Consider the following 20,783-nt stretch of genomic DNA (forward strand, 5'->3'; position numbering starts at 1 on the left):
ACCGCATTCAAGAATGCGGTTTTTTTATTTCATAGCGATAATCAATTTCGGATAATTAATTTCTTACCGTCACGAAATTCCTCAAAACCGCTAACTGTTCCTTTAACACCACCTTTCGCTCCTGGTGCAATCACTGAAATGGCTCTCGGCTTTTCCAATACCACACTCTTATAAGCTTTTTGCAAATCCCCCATGGTGGTTGCCTCAAGAGCAGTAATACTTTTTTCTCGTGAATCAAATTCTGGAAAGCCATCCCGCAAATCTTGCCAAAAGCGCGAGGTTTTTTCTCGCAGGTTCTGAGCCGGCTTGGCCAGCTGGGCGATGCTGGCCTGGATGAGCGGAGCGAGCTCTGCCTCACTCATCTCAGCTAACTGCTGTTCAAAATCCAATAAAAATTGATCGGTGGCAGCCTCCACTTGATTGGCATCGGCACTGGGAGACTGCACCAGAAATGCCAACCCCGGCATTCTATCTGCCCGTTTATAACGGGCACTGACAATATAGCCTAATTGTTGCTCTGTACGCAGATCATTGAAATACGCTTGATGTGCGATCTGACTAATCAGGTTGAGATAAATCCGCTCCTCGCGACTACTGTTGCGCCCTTGGTAATAGCGCAATACTGCCGCATCACTATGGTCTAATTCGCTGGTATAAATATCTCGAGATTGATGATTTGGCTCCAGACGTACCACCCGACTGCCTCTCACTGGTTCTTTGTCGCTGACCTCCAAACCCAGGCGAGTGCGAATGCGCTCTGCAAACTGCCGAGCTTCCGATTCATCAATATTGCCACTCACCAACATCTGCAGTTGACCTTCACCATAGATCCACTGAGGTGCGTCTAACACCTGCTGCAAAGTTATGGATTCAACAACATTGCGAATTTCTTCAATGGAATAACTGTCGCCGTCCAATAAATTGTCCAGGTCTCGGCCAACACCACTGGCAGGGCCAACCTTATTGTAGTTTTTAAAATAGCGTTGAATGCGCTCGGCCATGCGCTGGAACTGTTGCTCTGTAAATTCTGGCACCAGCACTTTTGCCAACACCTGCTCAGACAGTTGAGCCAACTTGTCTGAGTAACCGCTAAACGTAATACCCTCGGCGGAAACCTGATAGCGCATACCCGCACGGCGAGCGTTGTAAGACAAGTCCTGGATTTGCTCGTTAATCAACTGAAAATAGAGTTGCGAAGCAATACTCTGTTCCAGGCTAAAACGCTGTGGACGATCGATAGCCAGCTGCACCGTAGCGCGAGGAATACCATCTTCAATATTCGGGAAATACCACAGCTCTACACCGTCAGTGTTGGGGAGCTTGCCTGGCTTTTTTGCAGAAGCGATCTTTTCAAGATCAAAATTTTCTGGAATCAGAACGTTTGGTTCCGCCAATTTCAGGTTGTTATAAAATGGCTGTTGCCACAGCGCCAAGCGCTTGGCATCGGCTTTATAAACGCGAAACTCTGCTTGGTAAAATTCGGTTTTTTGTTCCGGAACCACTTCCGGCGAGGCATACACCACCAGCATATTGTCGGGGCGTAGCTCAGCAAGCACATTATCAATCAATGCCTTATCAAAGCGCCGGTAACCCGGGGCAACCAAATATCGAGGCAACGTATCACTGAGGGCATTGGCCAAGGTAATAGTTTGCTCTAGCCCCAGGGATTGGTTTTCAGAAAACCGGAACGACAACTCTGATAGATTTTGTATTTCCCGGTAACGCCATTCGGCAACACCCTCCTGCTTTACCAGAGCTATTTGATCGAATAAAGCGGCAATAATATCGTCCTGGTACTGAGAACCCTTTTCAGTCAAAGACACCCTGATCGTCAAGGTGTCATTGCCACCGTAATTGGCTCCGGGGCTTGCCTGTATACCGTTAATCCAGCCCTTGGATTTTAACCGGTCGCTCAAACTGTCGTCGCCTTCCGACACCATCATGGAGGCCACAAAACCCACCGGATTTTCTGCTTTGAAACGTTCCTGCAAAGGCAAAGGGAAGATCAATTGAAGGCTGCGGGAGTCCTGCACCGGCTTTATTTCGATCACTTTGGGCAATTCGCCTGCTGTAAAAAGCGGCGGATAGTCCAATTCTGGGCGATCATGGATGACCGAGATGGCTGAGAATTTTTTCCTTGCCAAAGTCTCCAAATCATCCAGCGAATGATTGCTGACCAAAGCCAAGGTCATAATGTCGGCGCTGTACCAGGTATTGTAAAAATCGATCAACACATCCCGGGCTTTTTGGTCGGGCTTGTCAGAGAGTGTCTCCAGGTTGCCCACATTGAACTTGTAGGCCGGGTGATTGGGGTTAAGGTTTTTTTCCAGTATTTCAAAGTAGCGAATTCCATCCCGTTCAATGCGCGTAAAGTACTCTGAGTGAACCGCATTCTTCTCTCGCTGTACGTACTTTTCCGTAAACAGGGGCGCAATGAAAAACTGTGCAAAGCGATCCAAGGCACCATCGTAAGCGTTACTGTCGACTGAAAAATGGTAGTTGGTTACGTCGTAAGCTGTATAAGCGTTATGGGAACCACCGTTGGCATCCAAAAATTTATTGTAGTCATCAGAGTCCGGGTATTTCTCCGTGCCGAGAAACAGCAGGTGCTCAAGAAAATGCGCCAGCCCTTCCCATTCCTCCGGGTCATGAAAGCTACCCACTTGTACCGACAGAGACGCCAAGGATTTTACCGCGCTGGAATCAGACACCAGCAAGGTTTTGATGCCATTATCCAACTCGACATAGCGATACTGTTTAGTATCGAGTGGATAACTCTGCACTGTATAAAAACTGTCAGCTATATCTTTTTTCTGCTGTTCTGGCGGTAAACACCCAAAAAGAATAAGCAATAGTGCAAGACAACTTATCCGAGTTTTCATACCTGTTCTCAGTAATTTTGTATTTTTAGAGACGACAAAAACAACCCTTATGCCATCAAGGCATAAAAGCTATTGAAATAGACCATGAAACTAGATAATTAGTGCCAGTAATCCGTAATCCAAGCTGCAGGACGCAGCTGGCGATACCAACGATCACCTTTCCCGGCAATGGCTTCGACAGGACTGGGAGCACCATAAAAAACAATGATGCGACCCTTGGAGGGTTTTCGAGACGGAACAAACCAGCGCATCAGGCGGTTTTTGGGCAAGCAATCCCGGCGATAGCTCAAGCACCAGTCTTGCGGCCAGAAGCTTAATTTTTCCTGTTGGCGAACAAATTCTGTGAGATAAGTTTGTTCGTTAAAATACTTCTCCACCACTTGCTCACGGTGGTCACAGAAGTGACTTAGCACATCGGCCATCGCTCCGGCCGTAAAACGATATACCGAGGAATTGCCGTTGGTACGGCCATCGCCCCAATCGCGAATAATATGAAAGTCACCCTCAGGCTCAAAAAAGCAGTCGATACTGTCGATGATAACGATATCCAAATCGAGGAACAGGCATGTACCTTCGATATCGTACAGCGGGGACGAAAAGGTCAGTAGCTTTTTCCAGGCCTGGACTCGCTTTCTGCCATCACAATCTTCGATGTTGACATCTACCTCGGGAATATCAAAACACTCTACATGCTCATCAATATCTGTGGTGTCGTCCGTCAAGCAAATAAACCGAAATGGCAGGCTGAGGTGTCGCGACACCATAGAATAGAGGCGATTGACGTACACAGCGTCATACTTGGTGCCCCATTTCATACAGAGGATATTAACTGCGTCAGTAGAGGGTGTAAGCGACATGGCCGGCGGTAGTTGTTGTTGTTGTAATTTGCCTATGATACTGGTTTGAGGCAATCAGAGGAAGGTATTGCTACCTCTTGCCTGAACCGGCAATAGCAGATACTTTGACAGCTTTTGATAGCGGAATGCCCCATGCATCGATCATATCCACCTTTTCACACTGTTGCTTTGGCAAAAGAGAGTGAATCGCCAGAAAATCCAGGTGCCCTGGAGAAGCGGGTCGCTCTGTGCCCTGACGATGTGGGTCAGCTGGTGGCTGAGGGGTTGCAGGTATTTGTGGAACAAGGCGCAGGTGAGGGTATCGGCTTTAGTGACGCCGAGTACCTGCAACAAGGCGCAGTACTGCAAAGTGGCGGTGACATATATCGAGATAAAGACCTAATCATAAAGTTCAAAGGTCCATCCTTGAACAGCATCACCTTGATGCGCCCCGGTTGTACTCTGTTTTGCATGGCGCACTTCCACTCTTATCCAGACCGCGCCCAATTGCTCGCTGACCGGCGTATTAATGTTATTGCTATGGAAGAGATTCTGGAGTCACCTAAATATCAGGGAGACGAGGAAATTCTTGCCCGCACTGCCATGAGCGCCGCCATATCCCCTTTTGCGGAAAACGGCCAATTGCAACAAATGAACATTCGTACCATTCAGTGGACGCCTTTAATAGCGGGCGCCATTCGCCGAGGCAGCAATCGCAGCCCCGGCAGCCTCAAGGTCGTGCAACCTCTATGTAGCTTTGAACAGCTGGATAGCCAGGGGCCAAATAGCCTTTATATTTACGATAGCCGTACTTTTGACGACGCCCATCAAATTCTAGAGCAGCTGCACGCGTGCGACTCTCACTTGTATGACATCGCAGAGTTTGCTCAAAAGCAAGGCGATCGAGCCATTGCCGATTACCGAGCATCCCACCCACCCTTAGAATTTGGTATGCGCAGAATTCAGTGTCTGCACGAAACCGGTCAGGCTGGCGCTCGCTATGGATTGCAGCTGCTCCGAGACAATAAACCAGATCTCGATATCAAAGATGCCAAAGCGGTAGTGCTGGGCTATGGCAACGTGGGTCAGGGGGCCATTCATGAGATCTATGACCAAGGGGTGAGAGATCTCACTATTCTCGGCCGAGAACACACCAGAAAGGAAAATATCGAAACCTGGATCAACAACGCCGACCTGATTGTTAATGGCGCTGAGCAAGCTCCAGAACTACGTGGCATCAATTACCTCATTAGTAATGACCACCTGGAAAGAGTTATCCCTACTGGCTCCGTCGTTATTGACCTGGTCAGTGGCAGTGAAACCAACCGCAGCCCGGTAGAGGCGGTGCTCGCCTGCACATTCCTTACCGATCCTCACTTTGAGCGCTACGGGGTTACCATTTCCTCCCTGTGGGGCTGGCCGATGATGGGCATGATGCGGGAAAGCGCTCTGCGCTATTCCGGGCAGATTATCGATGTACTGCTGGGGCCAGAGCGGTTAATTAACGGATTAGAGACGCTCACGCCAGGGGTTGAGCGGGCATTGGTTTGTGGCAGACATTGAATGAGGCTTGGCTTGTTATTACGAGTTGCGGTGTTCGCGTAGCCCGCAACTCGTCACAAATTAACTTTTCGGCTTTCTCTTCCTAGGCCCTTTTTTGCTTTGCCCTGGCTTACCCTGCCCACCTTTCGGCTTACCTCCCTTATTAGGCGGAGGCGCATCGGTCCACTGGCGAATCTTGATCGGCTTCTGGCAAATACGAGCCTTCTGCAGCTCGCGCAGCAACTCCTTAGGCATACCCGCAGGCAAATCAACTACAGTGAATACATCGTACAGCTGAATACGGCCAATGTACTTACTGTCGATATCGGCCTCGTTGGCAATACAACCCACCACATCTTTGGGCATCACCCCATCTTTGCGCCCCACCGCCAGACGGTAACGCACCATATCGACATCCGGGTAATCCGCCAGCGGCTCCGCTTCAAAACCGGGCAGTTCCGGGCGACGGCGATCTTTAGGGTCTCTTGGGCGCGTATCTGGCTCAGCAAATTTGGGAAACAGGGGCCGCTCCTTTTGCGCTTGAAAGGCCAGAGAAGCGGCAATTTCTGTCATGGAGAGTTCACTGCCATTGGCAAATTCCTGCAGCAATTCCACGTAGGGCTCCAGTTGTTCCGCCTCTATGGTGTCGCGAATGCGGTTCTTGAATTGAGCAACCCGCTGTTCGCCGACTTCTTTGCCGGTAGGCAAGCGCAGTTCCGCTAACTTCTGCCGGGTAGTTCGCTCAATACTTTGCAACATGCGCCGCTCGCGGGGATTCACAAACAGTATTGCCACGCCGTCGCGGCCAGCGCGACCAGTGCGGCCAATGCGGTGCACGTAAGCTTCGGTGTCGTAGGGAATATCGTAGTTAAATACGTGGCTGATGCGCTCCACATCCAGCCCTCGGGCGGCCACATCGGTGGCCACTACAATATCCAGTTGGCCCTTCTTCAGGCGGTCAATGGTGCGCTCTCGCAGCTGCTGACTGAGATCACCATTGAGCGCACCGGCTGCATAGCCTCGGGCCTCCAGCTTTTCCGCCAGCTCCACAGTGGCCTGCTTGGTGCGCACAAACACAATCATGCCGTCAAAATTTTCCACTTCCAGAATGCGGGTAAAGGCATCCAGCTTCTGGTTGTTGTGCACCACCAGATAGCGCTGTTCAATGCGTTCTACCGTAGTGGTTTTGGCAGCAATTTTGACTTCCTGAGCATCTCCCAGGTATTTGCCCACAATATTGCGAATGGCTCCTGGCATGGTGGCTGAGAACAGCGCCCGTTGGGCATCGTCCGGGGTGTGAGAAAGAATTTCATCCACGTCGTCGATAAACCCCATGCGCAGCATTTCATCCGCTTCATCCAGCACCACCGCCTTTAATTGGGAGAGGTTCAAGCTGCGACGACGCAAATGATCCATAATCCGGCCCGGTGTGCCAACCACCACTTGAACACCGCGCTTTAAGGCCCGCAGCTGGCTACCCATGTCCTGGCCGCCGTAAATGGGCAATACCTGAAAACCCTTGATATAGCGTGCGTAGCCCTTAAAGGCTTCCGCCACTTGTATGGCCAGCTCGCGAGTAGGTGCCAGTACCAATATTTGGGGGCTTTTTTGTGCGCTGTCGATACGATTGAGCAAAGGCAGAGCAAACGCAGCGGTTTTGCCGGTACCGGTTTGAGCCGTGCCCAGCAAATTGGCGCCGCTTAGCAGTATGGGTATGCTTTGAGCCTGAATGGGGGATGGCTGCTCATAGCCTACATCTTTAAGGGCTTTAAGGGTGGTGTCGGCAAGGCCGAGATCAGCAAACAGTGGCGCCTGCTGAGGCTGGGAATCGGAGGACATGATCAAGTGCTCGTGACGCGCCGGCACCGTGGCCGACAAAAAGGGCCGCGCAGTATACGTGGCAGACAGGGAATAAGATAGCTTATTTTTTAACCAGTGAGCGGAACAAGCGCAGACAACCTCTGACCAGCAACGCTTTTTAACGCGGGCGCTTCACTGACCTTTTGGCCAAAAAGGTATCCAACACATTGGCAAACTGCTGCCGGTCACGTTGATCCAGCTTGGCTGGGCCACCACTGGCTTCGCCGATGGAGCGCATTTCTTCCATAAAATTGCGCATGGCCAAGCGCTGGCGGATATTGGCTTTGGTGTAGTGCTCCCCCCTGGGGTTCACCGCATCCACACCTTTTTCCACTACCTCTGCGGCTAATGGAATATCCGCTGTCACCACCAAGTCACCAGGTTGTACCTGAGTGGCGATATAGTTGTCCGCCACATCAAAGCCCAGGGGCACCTGTATTGATTTAATCCAATTCGTAGCGGGCACGGAAAGTGAGTGATTGGCCACCAGTGTCAGAGGAACCTGGGTGCGCTGGGAAGCGCGGAACAAAATCTCTTTAATCACTTTTGGGCAGGCGTCTGCATCCACCCATATCTGGCAGGGTGGCCGAGTATCAGTCATCAAACTGCACGGGAGTGATGCGTGGTGTCAGATCCTCCTCTTCCACCGACACATCAAAACGGCTGCGTACCAACAGGCGATCACCAGCAAAAATAAACAGCTCCCAGATACCCGGCACCACTTCGTAGCGCTCAGTAAATTCAAACGCTGCAATATGGCTGTCTACATCGGCCTTGAGCTCCACCACTTCCTCGTATTTGTCGTGGCGAGTGCCGTCCGGCTCTTCCACTCCCGGAGTCAGGTAGAGGTAGGTAACCCGGTTACCGCTGCCTTTCTTGCCACTCACCCGATAGCGAATGCCGAACTTCGAACCCAACTGGGCGGGAACGTGCTCAGTTTCCCGGATTTGCTCTGTGCTGCGGCTAATCAAGCGCTCACCTGGGTTCAATGCAACCGCTGCGCGCTCGAAAACACCGCTGGTGTAACCTTCCAGGCGAAGCTCTGCGAAAGCGGAACTACTGGCAAAACTCACTAGCAGTGCAATTAATAAACGTCGGCTCATCACTCACCCTTTTCTACGGCTCGGTTGTCAGGCAGGAGAGATTATTTCACAAAGATGTCGATTTTATGACAAACCACAGACGATCAATATTTCACGGAACAACCGTAAGGCCGGGTAGCTGTGTAAGACGTGGCTTCACCAGCTATGACCTGAGGAAGCACTACATCCACATAATTGGTTGCGGTTTTCAGGGTCGCAGGGTCGGCAGAGGCTTCACTGTCGATGGCACCCATATATTGCAAAATCCCTTCGCCATCCACCACATACATATGAGGGGTAGTTTTCGCAGTATAAATTTTGCCCACTGTTCCCTCTGGGTCCATCAGCAAATGCGTACGATGAGATTGCTGCTCAGCACTAACGGCAACGGCCTGCTCAGCGTCCAGGTAACCTTGCTTGCCTGGCGCCGACGAAATAACACTGAGCCACACAACTCCTTGATCGGTATACTTTTTTTGCAGTCCCTGCATATTGCCGCTGCTGTAATGTTTAACCACGTATGGGCACTGGTGGTTAGTCCATTCCAATACCACCGTTTTACCACGGTAGTCAGACAGACTCACCGCTTCGCCATTGTGGTTGGTTAGCTCAAAGTCCGGAGCCACACTGCCTACCTTGGGAGCCGCTATTGCCACGGCCGGTAACGCTATGGCTAGCACCATCAATATCAATTTTTTCATCGTATTCTCCATTACTCTTCTGTGGATAACTGACTTTTGGGTGACTTTCCTTTGGGTGAAAGAGGTGCACTTACCCGATAGATAGCATCCCGATCAAACTGAATCACAAACTCAAAACTGGAAGGGGCTTGGGAAAAATAGTCACTCAATGGGAAACTCGCCAGCAGACGCTTGCCCTGCTTTTGTACTTTAGGCAAAGGCGTGTAATTCACCAGATCTTCGGTAAGCGGGAACAATTTAGGCAACTGCTGGTAGCCCGCCATATCTTTGTACAACTCAACAACCACCTGCTCTCCTTGTATCTGGAAGCTTGAAGAAAGGCGGCTTTCAACCGGTATTTGTTGACGACTCAGGGCAAACTGTTTTACATCCGGTGACGCAGTTGCCGTATTGGCCACAGGTAGAGTCAGCTGCAAGTTGGCTCGACCGGGAATACACACCTCTCGGCACACCAGCCAACGAACCCTGGCATCTATAGTGAGCTCTGAGCCCAAAGCGACATCGCTGCCCACAGACACTGGCACCATCAGCAGCACTTTGTGGTAGCCATAGTTCATCAAATGGGCAACAGGAATCTGCTCTGGCACCGGCCAGAGAATATCTCCTACGGAAATACCTGGTGGCAGCTGCCAGTCAATTTTAGGCGCCTGGCCGGAGTCTCCAGGGTTTTTCCAGTAAACGTGCCAGTCCTTTTCTGGTTGAAGCCATACACCGACCCAATTAGTACGTCCATGCTCTAGTGCTGTGTGCTCGCTAACCAGGCTCACTTTGATCTGGTCATTTTCAAAAGCAAACGCTGGCCAAGTCACCGCCAAAATCAACAGAGTAAGGAAAGTTCGCATCTACAGCTCCATAAAAAGCAATTTGGGAGAATGAAACTTGACCCAATCAGGCGCACCCGCTTTTACGTTCTTTTACACGAACAGACAAACAGCGCAGCGAGGTATTTCCAAAATGGGAGAGATTTTACTTGGGAACCGCAATGCCTTTGCGCTTGGTCTGGTGCTGCTCCCGGTTCTCGTCCTTTTTTCTCGAGCTTTTACGCAGCATTGCATAAGTGGCACCCGCACCGCCGTGGTATGGCTGGGCGCTGTGAAAAGCCATCACCGCATCCAATTGCCTCAGCCAGTGATTGACGCAGCTTTTTAACAGGGCTGGCTTACTACGCAGCTCCCCTTTTCCGTGGGTGATAATAACGCTGCGCAAGTCGGATTCCATGCAGTCACGGACAAACTCAAACAACGCTCGCCGGGCTTGCTCAACAGAATGGTGATGCAAGTCCAGCCGCGCCTCCAGGGCGTATTTACCAAGACGAAGATTTTTGAACACCCCATGCTGAATACCATCTCGTTTAAAGCTGAGCTGATCGTGGGGCTTTATCAACTCGATATGCTCTTCAGAATCCAACCCGTTGCGTTCCAGCGTTACTTCACGCTGTGCTGCCTCTCGGCGTTTGAGGATACCGGGCTGAAGCTGACGCGCACCACGCCCGGTATGGGTAGCATCGCGTTTGATGGGCACAATGTCATCCATCTCGTTGCCCACGAGATCGAGAAAGGAAGAAGGTTTATCAGCCATACGGCTATTCTGAAGAAGGAGCCTGCTCCAAATCAATATGTGATGTGTCTACTTCAACTGGAGGTTGCTGCTTGCGTTCTGCAGCAGCCAATACATCAGTGCCCACGGGAGCAACTGAGATATCCGCCACATTGAGCTCAACCTGGGGCTGTTGATGACGCTCTTCTGGGCGCAATAAATTGGCTCCTACCGGAAACAGTGTCCAGGGTTCATCGCTAATGTCATCTTCTTGCTCGGCAGGCGCTGTCGCTGTGTCGCCCACTGAAGTGGTGGCTAGCGCTGCCTCGCGCACTTCCACAACCGCACCGGCTTTACCCATCGCTTGCTGGTAACGCAAAGCAGCTGTTTGATCCAGATTACGGCGAACCACAACTGGCCGGCCACTGAACAGCTTGGCCAACTGAGCATCGTCCGCTTTAAAGAGTTCACGCAGGTTATCCCTCACCTCAACCATGGTATGACCGGGGGCGATGTCCCCGCGAAAAACAATCTCCAGAGATGAGTCAGACACAAATAAGCCCCATAATTGTTGTTATGAGGCTATTAGATCAAAGTGAAGCGATAAGGTCGATTACCCGGGTCTCAATTTCGTCCCTAACCTGACGAAATTGCTCCAGGGGCAGATGTTTGGGGTCCGGCAGTGGCCAATCCAAGCGACGGTGGGCCACCACGTCCGAGCATCGATCACCACAGCCCATAGTCACAACTGCATCAAATTCCAACCCAGAAACACTATCCAGGCCTTCTGAACGATGCTGATTGAGAGGATAATCTCGCTCCGCCATAACTTCTACTGCACGGGGGTTTACCTGCCCTGAGGGGTTTGAGCCGGCACTGTAGACTGCCAAATCAGCGGATTTATGAATATGGCCAAAAGCCTCTGCCATTTGGCTGCGACAGCTGTTTTCCACACAAACAAAGAGAATTTTTTTCACTGTTGCTCCCAGTTTTTATTGCCAGTGGCATATTGACCGGTATTGCAGCAGATGGTTTCCACTGATCTGGCAATCATCCCCAAAACCGCAGCCAGATCACACTGCCCCACACTACCGCAAACAGCAGCAGGGTCATAAACACCGCCGCAGAGCCAAAATCCTTGGCGTGTTTGGCAAACTCATCGTTATGGGTACCAATGCGGTCTACCGCCGCTTCGATGGCCGAGTTAAATAGCTCCGCAATCAGAATCAGCAGCAAAGAAGCGAACATCAATAGGAACTGCACAAGACTCTGCGACAGCAGATACGCCACCGGAAGCAGCGCCAAACCCAGCAACACTTCGGTACGAAATGCTTCTTCGTTTTTAAAACAGGCGCGCAGCCCTTGCAATGAGTAACGAGTAGCACCCAGCACCCGGCGGCGGAACCAACCGGTACGATCCAGTTTTTCAAGCGCTTGCTGCATGGCTTCACGAGCGGCGTCAGTGCGCTCATTCATAGCCTGACGGGCGGCATCTGCCCGTTCAGTCATGGCCTGTTTAGCAGCATCTGCTCGCTCAGTCATCGCCTGTCTGGCGGCATCAGCGCGATCTTTAAAGTCAGGCATCTAGTGCTCCACTTGAATAAAGCGATCAAACAAGTCGGTCATATTATCCAGCACTACTTGTTTGAGTAACATGTCCACACCCTCAAGCGCGGCAGACAATAGCTGTGGTGTCAGGCGTTCGGCAAACTGATCAGCGGTAGGACGGTAACTCAGGTGCCACGGCTCTGGTGCGATACCGCCCCTATCTAAGGCGTAAGGGCGAAAAAAGCCACTGTCGTCCCGCTGTTCCAGCCATTGGCTAAGGTGAGCAAAAGGCCCTTCGCCGCTGTACTCTTCCGGTATTAGCTGCAGCTGGTAGTCCGCTGATACCGCAGTACGATCCCAAACATCCATATCGGTCCCCCAGTGGTGGCGAGACGCCCCCGGCAACGCACTCCAACGCATGATCCCCTGCACCTGCTGCAAGGGTGGCAAAGCAGCCAAATTGACATGTTGCCCATCATCGTCCAGTACCGGCCGCTGACCGCTGGCTTTAGCATTCCAAATCGCCAGCTGCCGATCAAAGGAACGAAAGCCACTGGCAACCTGCAAATCCATACCCTGCTCCTTTGCACACTTCTGCAGTCGCGTAAACGCCCGGGCTGCTTCCGGGTGCAATCGCACACCGTTTTCGGTTACCAAGTGTTCTTCTGTTTTGCCGGTCAATTGACGACCAGTCACTGTTACCATGGAATCGCTTTCGTTCTATAAGATTGCTGCTATTCTAACCTTATCTCATTCATTAGCAGGAGTAGCCATGGAGCAACTTTCTTTGGACAACGAGTTAGAGCTGCTACAGAATTTTTATCAAATAGTGGTGGAATTTTTTGCCAACTACAGCTTTCAGCTGATTGGCGCCATCCTGATATTCCTGATCGGCTTGTTTGTGGCAGGCAAAGTCTCTAAGGGGTTGAATAATTTTTGCTTGCGCAAGGAGCTGGACCCCACACTGTCCAACTTTATTGCCAGTATTGTCAAAATCATCATCCTTGCTGGGGTGATGGTCATCTGCTTGAACAAACTGGGTGTGGAGATTACTCCCTTTGTCGCCGCCATTGGCGCCATTTCCCTGGGCGCAGGTTTGGCAGTTCAAGGGTTACTATCCAACTACAGTGCAGGGTTAAGTATTATTGTCACACGCTTGTTCGTGGTTGGCGACACCATTACCGTACAGGGTGTCACTGGTGTGGTGAAAGAGGTGCGCTTGGCCTACACCCTGCTCAGCGACGAAGATGAGGTGCAAATCCTGATCCCCAACCGCCATATCGTCGGAGAAATTCTGCACAATTCCCGGCACGAAAAACTGGTGGAAGCCACCATTGGCGTCGCCTACGACTCCGATATGGACCAGGTTAAGACACTGCTGCGCAATGTATTAGGGCAACACAATCTCTGTGAAAACCGGGAGCCACAGATCGGCATTGACGAATTTGCCGACAGCAGCGTTAACTTTGGCCTGCGCTATTGGGTCCCTACCGAGCAATATCATCAACTGCGTATGGCCGTAAACGACGATATTTTTGCCGCGCTACAAGGCGCCGGTGTACAGATACCGTTTCCGCAGCGGGAAGTTACGTTGCTTGGTAAAGAGTAGGAAAAGCTACGGGCTACGGGCTACGGGCTACGGGCTACGGGCTACGGGCTACGGGCTACGGGCAGCATTATCAACATTTTGCGCGAGCTGCCCGCAGCTAGCAGCTCGTCACCCGCCGCTAATCCCCCAATCCTATCTGCCCTTCCTCAACCAACGTAATCGCTGGCAGCAACAAACCTACATCCAGGCGGGTTTCAAGTTCGTAATCCAGCTTTTGGTTACCGCTTTGCAAGATACCACTCAGGAACCGGGCACCCCCCAACAAGTTAACTCCCGCCTCCAAATCCAGACGCACATCCCCATAGGCAGGCAGCTCAGGAATATCCCCTGTGGCACCGCTTACCACTTTGTATCCATTGAGTTTCAGGCTATAAGACAAGCCTTTCACCGGCAGTGCCACCGAATTGGGGTTCAATACCCGCAGCCCAACCTTAAAACGCTGTTCCAACAGGCTATTGCTGGCCACAGGTGCCACTGAAACCAGGTTCACCTCCGGGCTTTGAAACCCTGGCGTTAACGATGCACACCCCGCCAACAACATTCCGGCCAACAACACCGTCACTCGAAAAGCAATCTTGCTCAACAGATTGGCTGCTGTCATTTCACACCCCTTTCACTTGATTTTTCCTGTAATGGACGCATCTTAGAGTTCAATTGAATTTTTTGACAGTTTTGTCGCGCCATTTTTACGATTGGCCGCAACGGAGGGAAAAATGTTACGTATCGGGCTGTTTTTGCTCACCAACCTGGCAGTGCTGATTGTCGCCAGCGTTACCCTGAATATCTTGCAAAGCCAGGGCATTATCGTCGGCGAGACCGGCGCCTTGCTGGTGTTCTGTGCCCTGTTTGGCATGGGAGGTTCACTGGTATCCCTGTTTATTTCCAAGTGGATGGCCAAACGCGCCTCCGGCACCCAGATTATTGAACAACCCCGCACCGCTGAGGAGCGCTGGCTGGTGGATACCGTGGCTGAACTGGCCAAGAAAGCGGGCATCGGCATGCCAGAAGTGGGCATATTCCCCGCACAACAATCCAACGCCTTTGCCACTGGCTGGAACAAAAACAACGCTTTGGTGGCAGTGAGTGTTGGCCTGTTACAGCGCATGAACAAAGAAGAGGTGCGTGCCGTACTGGCTCATGAAATTGGCCACGTGGCCAATGGTGACATGATTACCCTGTCGCTGATCCAGGGGGTGGTTAACACCTTTGTGATGTTCTTTGCCCGCATCATCGGCACCGCCGTAGACCGCATCGTATTCAAGAGTGAAAGCGGCCGCGGTATCGGCTACTGGATCACCACCATCTTTGCCGAAATCGTATTGGGTATTCTTGCCTCCATGGTAGTCATGAAATTCTCCCGCTGGCGGGAATTCCGCGCCGACGCCGCCGGTGCACAGCTGGCCGGTCGCGCAGCCATGATCAGTGCTCTGCAGCGCCTTCAGGAAGAAGTCAATGCACAAGTTCCCAGCCAAATGCCCGACACCATGACCGCTTTTGGCATCTCCGGTGGTTTTAAACAGGTAATGAGCAAACTGTTACTCAGCCACCCTCCGTTGGAACAACGTATTACGGCATTGCGTAATTCACCAGCGGGAATTCAGTAAGTATCAGCTTATTACCCGTCTCAGCGGAAGGCGTGTAAAAACCGCCTTGTGGCATTGCCAATAATTTGCGACTATTTTTAAGAAGATCGCAAAGCCATGGATATTAGGGAATATTGGCCAATGAATACCGCACTGTTTTATCTCGACCCGGACAGCGGCATGAGCCTACAGCACCAGATTCGGGCCAAGCTGATCGAAGCCATTATGGATGGCACACTCCCAGTGGGAGTGCGCCTGCCCTCCAGTCGTCAATTGGCAAAGCAGTTGGATGTATCACGGAATACGGTGATATCTGCTTACCAGCAATTGATTGATGAAAACTACCTGATTACCCAGGAACGCAGTGGCTGCTATATCAACCCGGATATTCTGAAAGGCCACCTGGGTGTTTCTGACAACGAAGAAGAATGCCACAAGGACAATCAGTTCTGGCGGGAGCGCATTCGCTTCAAAGAACCTATAAAACGCAGCAGTGGCTATCCACCCAACTGGTCGCGATTCCCCTATCCCTTCGTGGACAGCCAATTTGACCCAGACCTTTTCCCGGTGGCCGAGTGGCGCGAGTGTGTACGTATTACCCAAACTGGCCAGGAGATTTACGAGTGGGCTGGAGATTGCGGAGAAAGTGACGACCCAATCCTGATTGAACAAATCCGCACCAAGCTGTTGCCCCGGCGTGGTATCAGCGCCCAAGCGGATGAAATCCTGGTCACCGTTGGCTCACAACAAGCGCTGTTTATGATTGCTCATATGCTGTTTGATAAAAACACCTGTGTGGGTGTGGAAAGGCCCGGATACGCAGATGCCGCCAATCTGTTTGAACTCTATGCCGGCAGCATTGAACACCTGGATGTAGACGGCGATGGTTTGGTGGTTGCCGACAGTCTCAACAAATGCGATTACGTCTACACCACTCCCAGTCACCAATATCCCACCGCAGTTACTCTGTCTATGGAGCGGCGTCTGGAGTTGTTGCAGCGGGCGGAAGAGAACGACTTTGCCATTATCGAAGACGACTACGACTGTGAAGCAAACTATTGTGGCAACCCACGCCCAGCGTTAAAAAGCCTCGACAAATCCGGCAAGGTCATTTACGTCTCCAGTTTTTCAAAAATTTTATCACCGGGTTTGCGGTTGGGTTTTTTGGTCGCACCAAAAAGTTTTGTGCGCCAGGCAAAAGCGTTGCGTCGCCTGATGTATCAACACCCACCTACCAACAACCAACGAGCAGTGGGTTTTTTTCTGTCCCTTGGGCACTACGACGCACTGATGCGACGACTCAACAGGGTCCACGAAGAGCGCTGGTTTGAACTGCGCCGAGCAGTGAATGCCTGCTTCCCACAGCCGGGTTTTATGATTACTCCCTCAGTGGGTGGCACCGCCTGCTGGATAGAAGGGCCCGAAGACTTAGATGCGGCCGAATTGATCGAACTGGCGGCAGAGCGCGGTATCTTGCTAGAAGCCACTGATACTTATTCCTGCCGCCCCAATCAAAACAACTGCTTCCGGTTAAGTGTTACCAGCATTGGAACCGAACACATCAAACCAGGCATGGAACAACTGGCAAAATTAATTCGGGACATGCTCGGCAACTCCCGAGAAACCTATGATTCCTGCACCGGGCGCCCCCTTTCTATTCAGGAGCTAAGTAACTTGCTGCCAGGAGCCACGCTGAGGGGAGTCACCGCTTATGGAGAACCTTACGAATTCAAGCTGTGGACAGATGGCCATATGGATGGTGTGCTGGGTGACGATCAGGGGGAAAAAGACTTTGGCCGCTGGTGGTTCGACGGTGACTACTGGTGGCGCCAGTGGCACTCATGGAATTACGGTGAAAGCCGGGGTTTTCGCGCAGTACTGGATAAAAACATCATCAAATGGTTTGACGACCAAGGCGACCTGGTGGACACCGAAACACTGCTTCTGGAAAAAGATTTAACCGAATAACCCATTAATTTCTTAATAAAAAACTGGCTCCTTCTACTCTGTAAAATTGGCTCTGTGAGGCACAACCGACAATCTCTATGGTGTTGGTACACGCTTTAGCGTTTTACCACTACACGGCAGTCAATGGAGTTGTCTATGAGCCATTTTGGTGTTGTTGGATTACAACTGATCCTCGAAAATAAAAATAATCTTGAAACCATTGAGCAGGAAATACGCAAAGTAAGATCCTTATTCCCCTGGGCCGATATGGTGGTTGGTTCTGAGTTGAATTTATTGGGCAGCAATACAGATAACGCTTGCGAATTGCCTGGAGAAGTAGAGAAACGCCTTTGCCAAATAGCACAAGAAAACGCTCTTTGGCTGATGCCAGGTACCTTGTTTGAAAAGTCTGGCAGCAAGGTCTACAACACCGCGCTCGTCATTAATCCAGACGGCGAAGTGGTTACCCGATACCGAAAAATGTTTCCCTTCCAGCCTTACGAAAAAGGCGTCACTGAGGGCGACCAATGGGCTGTGTTTGACATACCGGATGTAGGGCGTTTTGGGGTTTCCATCTGTTACGACATGTGGTTTCCGGAAACCACGCGAACACTGGCATGGATGGGTGCAGAAGTCATCATCCACCCGACGTTGACCGGCACTATTGACCGCAATGTGGAACTGGCCATCGCTCGCTCCAATGCCGCCATAAATCAATGCTATTTTGTCGATATAAACGGTGCCGGTAACCTGGGCACTGGCCAATCCGTCATTATTGGCCCCGGTGGCGAAGTCATTCATCAAGCCGGGCGCAGCCGAGAAATTATTGCTGTTGAGCTCGATCTGAATCACGTTCGCCATTGCCGGGAACGAGGCTGGCAAGGGCTTGGCCAACCATTAAAGAGCTTTCGCGATAATCAAGTTGAGTTTCCGCCCTACCAACCAAGTGCGCTATCACCCGCCCTAAACGACCTTGGGCCACTGGCAATGCCAGATGCCTCTAGCAGCCAAGTCGGTTGAACAGCACCAAAAACAAACTGGCCTGCTGACCTTCATCAAACTGGTACTACTGACCCACAACCAGTTCGAGTAACTTAGAAATCACCAAAATACATAATAAGTATGCAACACATCAGGAGGGTGTATTTATGATCTACCCAGAGAAAGACGCTAACACCAACAATCCTCGACGCAACGCGCTGGCAGCTGCCATTGCCGCCAGCGTCACCATGATGTCTCTACCTGCCATGGCAGAAGAAGGTAGCGCAGACAAAAAATCCGAGCCTTCGGAAGAAATTGTAGTCACCGCCACCGGTCGGGAGCAGCGGATTCTAGAGATTCCATACAATATCTCTGCGAAATCCGGCGAAGATCTTGAGAAAGCACAAATTATTGAATCCGCCGACTTGATGCGTGCCATTGCTGGCGTTGCTGTGGTGGATCGCGGTCACCGCAATTCCGGAGTAATCAATGGTGTGATGATTCGTGGCCTCAACGTTGATGGCGCCGCACTTGGCGATTACTCCCTGTCAGCGGTTCCCACTGTCTCCACCTACGTAAACAGCACCCCGCTATACGCCAACTTTATCCTCAAGGATCTCGAACGAGTTGAAGTACTGCGTGGCCCGCAAGGCACCTTGTACGGCTCCGGTTCTCTCGGTGGCACCGTGCGCTACATTATGAAAGACCCGGAACTGGAAGAGTTTTCCGCCAAGATCGGTACCACTATGAGCCAGGTAGATGGCTCCGACGGTTATGGTCTGGCCGCGGATGTGACTCTCAATTTGCCCCTGAGCGAAACCATGGCATTGCGCTTTAACGGCGGCAAACTGGATTACGACGGCCTCACTGACTATGTCAATGTGTACGAGCTGGATGCCAATGGCATCCCCGTTGCACCCAACGGCGTACTGGCTCCAGATGCTGTATTTACCTCTGTGGAAGACGCCGACACCGTCGATATTGAATACGGTCGCTTATCACTGCTTTTTGAGCCCTCGGAAAGCACGCGATTTTTGCTGTCTTACCAAAAACAATCCGATGATATCGGCGGCCGCCGCCAACAAACCCTTGGCAGCGACGGTTTTGGCCGCCCCTACCAGGATTTTGAAAATGGCTCGGTACAATTGGAGCCCTCGTCCCGTGAAGTGGACTCAGTCAGTCTGGAAGCTGAAGTAGACCTGGGTTTTGCCACGCTCACCTCCAGCAGCTCTCACTACGACCACGAAGGCGATAGCATTAGCGAGAACACCGGTTTCTATGCTCAGGCAGGCTTCTTGGCCTTTTATTATAACTTCCCCCGCCCCATGGCCTCTGCGGTACGTACCTACGGCGATGAGGCCTTTATTCAGGAATTTCGTCTGGTTTCCAACACCGATGGCCCCATCGATTATGTGGCGGGCATTTACTACCAGGACCAGGATCTGCGATCCACCCAGGACAGTTTCCTAAGAGGCTTTAAAGCTTGGTGGGATGCGGCATTTCCCGCATTCACCGGAGCCGTGAGTGGCGACCGGGATTTTATTTACCGACGCGATGAAACTTTTAAAGACAAAGCCATTTACGGCGAAGTGACCTACCACTTGTCAGACACAGTTAAAGTCACCGGCGGCTTGCGTTACTTCGACAACGAATTTACCAACGACACGTTTATGGACATACCGGTGTATACCGCGTTGTCGGCACCGGCCAATCCGAACTTCGTGGTCGAAGAAGACGACGTATTGTTCAAGGGCAATATTTCATGGAATATCAATGATAGCCAGATGCTCTACGGTACGGTTTCCGAAGGCTACCGCCGCGGTGGTGCTAACGCAGTTCCTCTCACCGGTCGTTACGCGGAAGACCCAGGCTGGCAACGCTACGACTCTGACTCCGTGGTTAACTACGAAGTGGGCCTGAAAGGTAGCAATGATTATCAGAACTATACCGTGTCTCTGTTTTACGTGGACTGGGATAACGTACAGGTCAATACCGCTACCAACAACTGGGGCTTTTTTGCAGTTCGCAACGGCGGGGAAGCACGCACCAGAGGCCTGGAACTGGAGCTCAATGGGGACTTCACTGACAACCTCAGCTACGCCCTTGGTTACGCTTTTGTTGACGCCGAGCTGAAAGAAGCCGTTTTCCGACCAGGCTCGACAATTCCTATCGCCCTTGCCGGCGCCAAACTCCCAGGCACCGCCTCAAGCACCATCAATGCAGCGTTGGAATACAGCAGCGAGCTGAACAACGGCATGACCTGGAATAGCCGCATTGACGGTTACTACCAATCATCCACCCGCAACGCCATTAACAATACGCCCACATTCAATGTGCGCCTCGACTCCTTCCAGCTATGGAACCTGTCTACTGGCGTGTCTACGGATGATTGGAGTGCAACCTTGTTTATGCGCAACTTGTTTAACGAAGAAGGCGTCACCGGTGTATTTACCGAAGCCTATATGGGCACCCTCCCATCTGCAGGCTATTTCGGTAATGGCTCCAAGGAATTTATTGCCGTGCCCAGGTCTGTAGGTGTTGCCCTGAATTACAGTTTCAACTGATCTTTACTACCCTCCCACTCGGGTTATTTGTCCAGGCTGCGCAAGCAGCCTGTTTTTTTATTCGCTAGCACAAAGAAATACGATACATTCCCTAAAAAAGTTCCAATGGAAT

Annotated in this window: 19 protein-coding genes; 6 read left to right on the forward strand and 13 right to left on the reverse strand. The window is 51.4% G+C overall.

Annotated elements, in window-relative coordinates; genetic code table 11:
• Positions 1 to 41: 41 nt before the first annotated feature.
• Positions 42 to 2,783 carry an insulinase family protein gene (locus KFE80_06695; GenBank protein ID UTW46556.1) on the reverse strand — a complete coding sequence of 914 codons (2,742 nt, stop codon included), beginning with the start codon at positions 2,781 to 2,783 and terminating at the stop codon, positions 42 to 44.
• A 197-nt stretch (positions 2,784 to 2,980) separates the two neighbouring features.
• Positions 2,981 to 3,739 (reverse strand): glycosyltransferase, encoded by a 759-nt coding sequence (locus KFE80_06700; protein ID UTW44101.1) that lies wholly within the window; start codon positions 3,737 to 3,739, stop codon positions 2,981 to 2,983.
• A 132-nt stretch (positions 3,740 to 3,871) separates the two neighbouring features.
• Here KFE80_06700 and KFE80_06705 point away from each other — a divergent pair, with 132 nt between their 5' ends.
• A complete protein-coding gene (locus tag KFE80_06705) occupies positions 3,872 to 5,281 on the forward strand; it encodes an alanine dehydrogenase (protein UTW44102.1) in 1,410 nt (469 codons plus the stop codon).
• Between the two features lie 60 nt (positions 5,282 to 5,341).
• On the opposite strand, the gene KFE80_06710 is transcribed toward KFE80_06705, so the two are convergent.
• The 10 genes from KFE80_06710 to KFE80_06755 form a co-directional block, all read right to left on the reverse strand.
• The gene (locus tag KFE80_06710; GenBank protein ID UTW44103.1) at positions 5,342 to 7,099 is read right to left on the reverse strand and encodes a DEAD/DEAH box helicase; all 1,758 of its coding nucleotides are present in this window, start codon (positions 7,097 to 7,099) and stop codon (positions 5,342 to 5,344) included.
• Between the two features lie 139 nt (positions 7,100 to 7,238).
• Positions 7,239 to 7,721 (reverse strand): YaiI/YqxD family protein, encoded by a 483-nt coding sequence (locus KFE80_06715; protein UTW44104.1) that lies wholly within the window; start codon positions 7,719 to 7,721, stop codon positions 7,239 to 7,241.
• Positions 7,714 to 8,223, reverse strand: coding sequence for a DUF3859 domain-containing protein (locus tag KFE80_06720; GenBank protein UTW44105.1), 510 nt, complete (start codon positions 8,221 to 8,223; stop codon positions 7,714 to 7,716). Before KFE80_06720 ends, KFE80_06715 begins: the two co-directional genes overlap by 8 nt.
• An 83-nt stretch (positions 8,224 to 8,306) precedes the next feature.
• Entirely contained in the window at positions 8,307 to 8,903 is a 597-nt protein-coding gene (locus tag KFE80_06725; protein UTW44106.1) for a redoxin domain-containing protein, read from the reverse strand.
• Positions 8,904 to 8,914: 11 nt separating this feature from the next.
• A complete protein-coding gene (locus KFE80_06730) occupies positions 8,915 to 9,745 on the reverse strand; it encodes a hypothetical protein (GenBank protein UTW44107.1) in 831 nt (276 codons plus the stop codon).
• A gap of 124 nt (positions 9,746 to 9,869) precedes the next feature.
• Positions 9,870 to 10,481: a DNA endonuclease SmrA gene (smrA, locus tag KFE80_06735; protein ID UTW44108.1), complete on the reverse strand. Its 612-nt coding sequence runs from the start codon at positions 10,479 to 10,481 to the stop codon at positions 9,870 to 9,872.
• A 4-nt stretch (positions 10,482 to 10,485) separates the two neighbouring features.
• Complete coding sequence (locus KFE80_06740; protein ID UTW44109.1) at positions 10,486 to 10,992, reverse strand: hypothetical protein; 507 nt, start codon at positions 10,990 to 10,992, stop codon at positions 10,486 to 10,488.
• 37 nt (positions 10,993 to 11,029) lie between these two features.
• Positions 11,030 to 11,416: an arsenate reductase ArsC gene (locus KFE80_06745; protein ID UTW44110.1), complete on the reverse strand. Its 387-nt coding sequence runs from the start codon at positions 11,414 to 11,416 to the stop codon at positions 11,030 to 11,032.
• 73 nt (positions 11,417 to 11,489) lie between these two features.
• Positions 11,490 to 11,882, reverse strand: a complete 393-nt coding sequence (locus KFE80_06750) for a diacylglycerol kinase (GenBank protein UTW46660.1) — start codon at positions 11,880 to 11,882, stop codon at positions 11,490 to 11,492.
• Positions 11,883 to 12,023: 141 nt separating this feature from the next.
• Positions 12,024 to 12,692, reverse strand: a complete 669-nt coding sequence (locus KFE80_06755; protein ID UTW44111.1) for a M15 family metallopeptidase — start codon at positions 12,690 to 12,692, stop codon at positions 12,024 to 12,026.
• A 67-nt stretch (positions 12,693 to 12,759) separates the two neighbouring features.
• Between KFE80_06755 and KFE80_06760 the strand changes: the two genes are divergently transcribed.
• Positions 12,760 to 13,596 (forward strand): mechanosensitive ion channel, encoded by an 837-nt coding sequence (locus KFE80_06760; protein UTW44112.1) that lies wholly within the window; start codon positions 12,760 to 12,762, stop codon positions 13,594 to 13,596.
• Positions 13,597 to 13,714: 118 nt separating this feature from the next.
• Here the strand turns inward: KFE80_06760 and KFE80_06765 are convergent, their stop codons facing one another.
• A complete protein-coding gene (locus KFE80_06765) occupies positions 13,715 to 14,197 on the reverse strand; it encodes an LEA type 2 family protein (GenBank protein ID UTW44113.1) in 483 nt (160 codons plus the stop codon).
• A gap of 112 nt (positions 14,198 to 14,309) precedes the next feature.
• Between KFE80_06765 and htpX the strand changes: the two genes are divergently transcribed.
• The 4 genes from htpX to KFE80_06785 all read left to right on the forward strand — a co-directional run bounded on the left by htpX (position 14,310) and on the right by KFE80_06785 (position 20,671).
• Complete coding sequence (gene htpX / locus KFE80_06770) at positions 14,310 to 15,200, forward strand: protease HtpX (protein ID UTW44114.1); 891 nt, start codon at positions 14,310 to 14,312, stop codon at positions 15,198 to 15,200.
• Between the two features lie 120 nt (positions 15,201 to 15,320).
• Positions 15,321 to 17,147 carry a PLP-dependent aminotransferase family protein gene (locus tag KFE80_06775; GenBank protein UTW44115.1) on the forward strand — a complete coding sequence of 609 codons (1,827 nt, stop codon included), beginning with the start codon at positions 15,321 to 15,323 and terminating at the stop codon, positions 17,145 to 17,147.
• 135 nt (positions 17,148 to 17,282) lie between these two features.
• Positions 17,283 to 18,146 carry a carbon-nitrogen hydrolase family protein gene (locus tag KFE80_06780; GenBank protein ID UTW44116.1) on the forward strand — a complete coding sequence of 288 codons (864 nt, stop codon included), beginning with the start codon at positions 17,283 to 17,285 and terminating at the stop codon, positions 18,144 to 18,146.
• A gap of 128 nt (positions 18,147 to 18,274) precedes the next feature.
• A complete protein-coding gene (locus KFE80_06785; GenBank protein ID UTW44117.1) occupies positions 18,275 to 20,671 on the forward strand; it encodes a TonB-dependent receptor in 2,397 nt (798 codons plus the stop codon).
• The last annotated feature ends 112 nt before the right edge of the window (positions 20,672 to 20,783 follow it).

Source organism: bacterium SCSIO 12696 (assembly GCA_024397955.1).
Lineage (GTDB): Bacteria > Pseudomonadota > Gammaproteobacteria > Pseudomonadales > Porticoccaceae > SCSIO-12696.

What these genes read in the sequence shown, in the direction of transcription:
- KFE80_06780 (UTW44116.1), top strand. Translation starts at nt 17,283, where the DNA reads ATGAGCCATTTTGGTGTTGTTGGATTACAACTGATCCTCGAAAATAAA.
- KFE80_06765 (UTW44113.1), bottom strand. Translation starts at nt 14,197, where the DNA reads ATGACAGCAGCCAATCTGTTGAGCAAGATTGCTTTTCGAGTGACGGTG.
- KFE80_06760 (UTW44112.1), top strand. Translation starts at nt 12,760, where the DNA reads ATGGAGCAACTTTCTTTGGACAACGAGTTAGAGCTGCTACAGAATTTT.
- KFE80_06710 (UTW44103.1), bottom strand. Translation starts at nt 7,099, where the DNA reads ATGTCCTCCGATTCCCAGCCTCAGCAGGCGCCACTGTTTGCTGATCTC.
- KFE80_06705 (UTW44102.1), top strand. Translation starts at nt 3,872, where the DNA reads ATGCATCGATCATATCCACCTTTTCACACTGTTGCTTTGGCAAAAGAG.
- KFE80_06725 (UTW44106.1), bottom strand. Translation starts at nt 8,903, where the DNA reads ATGAAAAAATTGATATTGATGGTGCTAGCCATAGCGTTACCGGCCGTG.
- KFE80_06700 (UTW44101.1), bottom strand. Translation starts at nt 3,739, where the DNA reads ATGTCGCTTACACCCTCTACTGACGCAGTTAATATCCTCTGTATGAAA.
- smrA (UTW44108.1), bottom strand. Translation starts at nt 10,481, where the DNA reads ATGGCTGATAAACCTTCTTCCTTTCTCGATCTCGTGGGCAACGAGATG.
- KFE80_06775 (UTW44115.1), top strand. Translation starts at nt 15,321, where the DNA reads ATGAATACCGCACTGTTTTATCTCGACCCGGACAGCGGCATGAGCCTA.
- KFE80_06720 (UTW44105.1), bottom strand. Translation starts at nt 8,223, where the DNA reads ATGAGCCGACGTTTATTAATTGCACTGCTAGTGAGTTTTGCCAGTAGT.
- KFE80_06750 (UTW46660.1), bottom strand. Translation starts at nt 11,882, where the DNA reads ATGCAGCAAGCGCTTGAAAAACTGGATCGTACCGGTTGGTTCCGCCGC.
- KFE80_06785 (UTW44117.1), top strand. Translation starts at nt 18,275, where the DNA reads ATGATCTACCCAGAGAAAGACGCTAACACCAACAATCCTCGACGCAAC.
- htpX (UTW44114.1), top strand. Translation starts at nt 14,310, where the DNA reads ATGTTACGTATCGGGCTGTTTTTGCTCACCAACCTGGCAGTGCTGATT.
- KFE80_06755 (UTW44111.1), bottom strand. Translation starts at nt 12,692, where the DNA reads ATGGTAACAGTGACTGGTCGTCAATTGACCGGCAAAACAGAAGAACAC.
- KFE80_06715 (UTW44104.1), bottom strand. Translation starts at nt 7,721, where the DNA reads ATGACTGATACTCGGCCACCCTGCCAGATATGGGTGGATGCAGACGCC.
- KFE80_06730 (UTW44107.1), bottom strand. Translation starts at nt 9,745, where the DNA reads ATGCGAACTTTCCTTACTCTGTTGATTTTGGCGGTGACTTGGCCAGCG.